At 32.7% G+C, this 3,414-nt stretch carries 3 protein-coding genes; all 3 read right to left on the bottom strand.

From position 1 onward, the window contains the following. The coding region (locus ABY905_RS15290; RefSeq protein WP_372645430.1) for a patatin-like phospholipase family protein at nt 1–518 on the bottom strand (518 nt) is incomplete at its 3' end. Between the two features lie 40 nt (nt 519–558). Then, entirely contained in the window at nt 559–2,943 is a 2,385-nt protein-coding gene (locus tag ABY905_RS15295; RefSeq protein ID WP_372645432.1) for a GAF domain-containing protein, read from the bottom strand. 272 nt (nt 2,944–3,215) lie between these two features. Next, nucleotides 3,216–3,414 (bottom strand): hypothetical protein (locus tag ABY905_RS15300; protein WP_372645434.1); only part of this gene is annotated, 199 nt, incomplete at its 5' end.

The raw sequence follows: 3,414 nt of genomic DNA on the forward strand, positions 1-3,414 counted from the left end.
TCAGTAGCGATACATACAAATGGAATAGGAAATTGTCTGAAATTTGTTTTGTCGTGATATTCAATGGTATATCGTTCAAAAAGATTGCTAATGTTTTGTCCTTTCACAATACCAGCAGGAATTCTAATTCCTTTTGGTTTTATCGGAAATGAAATGACGTATCGATCAAGGTTTATTTTATCTTTAACGTGAATGTATTTTCTTGATATTTCATCTTTCAATAATGATTCCCAATCCTGACTTAAAACTAATTTTTCGATCTCAGTAGCTGAGTAGCCCATCGCATAAAATGCACCGATAATACTTCCCATGCTTGTACCAGAGATATAATCGATGGGCATGTTCATTTCTTCGAGTACTTTTAATACACCAATATGTGCAAATCCTTTTGCACCCCCCCCACTTAATACCAAGCCTATTTTAGGACGTGAACTGTTGAGTAAGCTATCTTTCACACTTTGAGCTGAAAGATTAATACTAAGAAGTAAAACTAAAAGAGATAATATTATTCTAGGCATAAAGATGAATTGTTGAATTCCGATGTGCGTTTATTATTAATCAGCTATCAAGACTAATTTCCTGAACTAATTCGGTGATGTTTTCCTGATTCTTATTGCTATTTTTTATTGTGACACGCAATGCACGTAAACCATATACCCCTTGTAAATCATCTAAGATCAAATTCTCAATTTTATCTTCGAAATAGTCTTTAGCAATCAGATATTCTAAATAGCGTTGATATTCGAACATATCATTGCCCTGTGAAAAGATAATTGACAATTTTCCTGGTTGTGTTAAGCGTTCATTTGTTCCTTTGATAAGGGCTTTATCTATTCGCTTTTTAACTATTTCATATCGAATATTGTATGCGCCATCCACATCAAATTTCTTTTCATCTTGTCGGAATCGAATAGAAAGTTTCTGAGAATGTACAAGAATTAGAGCTGTTGTGTCTAATGGAATGGGCAGAGATGCTTTTAATTCAGCTGTTCTACGACTCATTTCGCAGCTGATAATTAATTGCCACAAACGTAGATTCTTCAGATACATAGGATTATAATCCTGATTCTGAGTAATTGCTTCCCCAAGATAGATGTTGTGCTCAACACCATCAGTTCTGTATTTTTCAAAATAGTGAGGGTACATCTGTTGTGCTTTTTCCTGTTCTTTATCTAAACATTGAATAATACAACTATTAATCATAGCAAGAGAATCTTCAAAATCCTTTCTACGTTTGTATATCATATTTAATTCAGGATCGAGACTGTCTTTATATTTTGTAATTGCTTCTTTAAACTGTTCATCCTTAAAATTGAAATGCATAAAAAGAGGATCAACATGCTCTTGAATAAAGTTAAGGATATTCGATTCGTCACCAGATGATAAACCTTTTTCTATCACATTACTATATTGTTCAATTTTAAAAATAACCTGATCATAAATCGGCATTTGCTTAATTCGGTATGCCTCTAGGAAAACCTTTTTTGCTAAATTAAGTTGTTCAAGTAAATCGTGCTGAATACTTTTGTTACGTTCGTGTGACGAATTACGAATATCTATCGCTCCATATAGTGGATGGACTTGTTCAAAAACAATTTCTTCCATCTTGGCATTCTCATTTTCAGAACGATTTTGTATTAGGTTATATGCCGCTTCCTCAAATCGCCACTCTACACTGGGATGAATGGCAGTACATTCCTCTTTAATGGTTGCCTGAACTTGAGTTCGGAGCTCTTCACTACTACGCATCAAGGCAATAGAAAATACAGGAATTAGGTCCTTTATTGTCCTCAGATTTGTGAAGTTAAAATCATAGGCATTGGGTGAACCGATCTCAAGAATTCCGACCAGCTGGTTTTCGAAAATGAGAGGGGTGAGAGCTATATTATTAATGCCTTGACTAAGAATGGCTTTCTCAACAGTGCCAATATTATCATATTTTGATAAATCGTTGATGATAACGGGTTGTTCTTTTTTTAATGCTTCTTCATAGATAGACCCCTCATAATCGGAACAAGTATAAGATGAAGAGCACAGTAGTCCATTCCAAAAGTCTGAGCGGTTTTGCATACTGCCTTGTTTTATATTTAAGGCTACTATGCCGAGGCTCAAATTTGGGTTTTGAAATAGTGAACGTATGTTTTGTTCCAGATTTTTAAAATTATTAGGATTGATAATGCTCGATTTCTCAAGTAAATCAGTTTTTAAAGATGAAATAACCTCTAAATGTGTAACATCTATATACTCGTATTTCATGAAACCTGAGAACTCAAATTGATCTAATGGTAACATCTCAAGCCACAAATCCATATCAAGAGGATTGTTTATGAGTTTTTTGATATCACTATCAGATAATTCTTTAAGATCCCCTTCATGCTTTATTTCAACATAAGTTGAGTCATAATCAAATTTGAAATAATTCACCAGACCATTTAGTTTATCAGCTAAATGATAGCGAATTAAATAATCCATACTAATATTAAATTGATAAAACTCTTTTAAAATGATAAGATAAGCATACATTAATTTAGAGAAAAGCAACATGCATTTATCGTCGCTCACATCATCAATCATTGTAAGCGTTTTATTCTTGTCATTTAAGAGCTCTTTGCGAATTTTAGAATGGAAAAACGTTTCATCTTCAAAAGGTCCACCGACTTCACTCATTGATTTTTCTATCTCAATGGGAGAGTAGATATATGACATGACAATCTGAACTTGTTCTTCGTATTTTGAAAGTTCTTCGGGCTTTATGGATTCCGCAAAGAAAACTGGATAATCCTTTATTTGAGATAAGATATAATCTGCATGAGATGAATACATGCCTCCCTTTTCAACCTCATTTTTTAACTGCTTAACAAGCGGTAAAAAACTCAGACTTCTTTTGTAAGGAATTTCAGATATATTGAGTTTAATATTTGGTTTCAAAAATTTCTTATCCATTTGATGGTTTTTCCTTAGTTGTTAGTTGTTATATCCGGAGAAGGATATTCGTGTTACCCGATATTTATAACAAAATAAATGTGTCGGTTTGAAAGTTAAATTTACAAATAGGAATCTAAATATTGAGTAAACTTTTATTAAAATCGGTGAATTCTGCAAAATGAGCAGGGAATGGTAGTTTTAATAGGTATTACAGATGAATCCACAACAAAATAAAGCTCTAAGTTTTACAACTCAGAGCTTTATTTAAAGGATATTAAGCAGTATATAGCTTACTTCTTCTTTTTATTTTGTTTTTTCTTAATTTTTTTTGCCTTGGCTTTTTTATTCTCTATCTCAAAGTTATCAGCCTCTTCCATTAGCTCCTTCAAGCTTTTAGAATAATCTTCAGAGAAATCAATAGTAGTGGTGTAATCTTCTTTTGAAATCTCCATCACTGTGATCTCTTTACCCAGATATTCTTCAATCTCA

The sequence above is a fragment of the Ancylomarina sp. genome (genome assembly GCF_041555295.1).
In the GTDB taxonomy this organism is placed as follows: domain Bacteria; phylum Bacteroidota; class Bacteroidia; order Bacteroidales; family Marinifilaceae; genus Ancylomarina.

Excerpts from the sequence above, each read along its gene's own strand:
- ABY905_RS15295 (WP_372645432.1), bottom strand. The coding sequence starts at position 2,943 with ATGGATAAGAAATTTTTGAAACCAAATATTAAACTCAATATATCTGAA.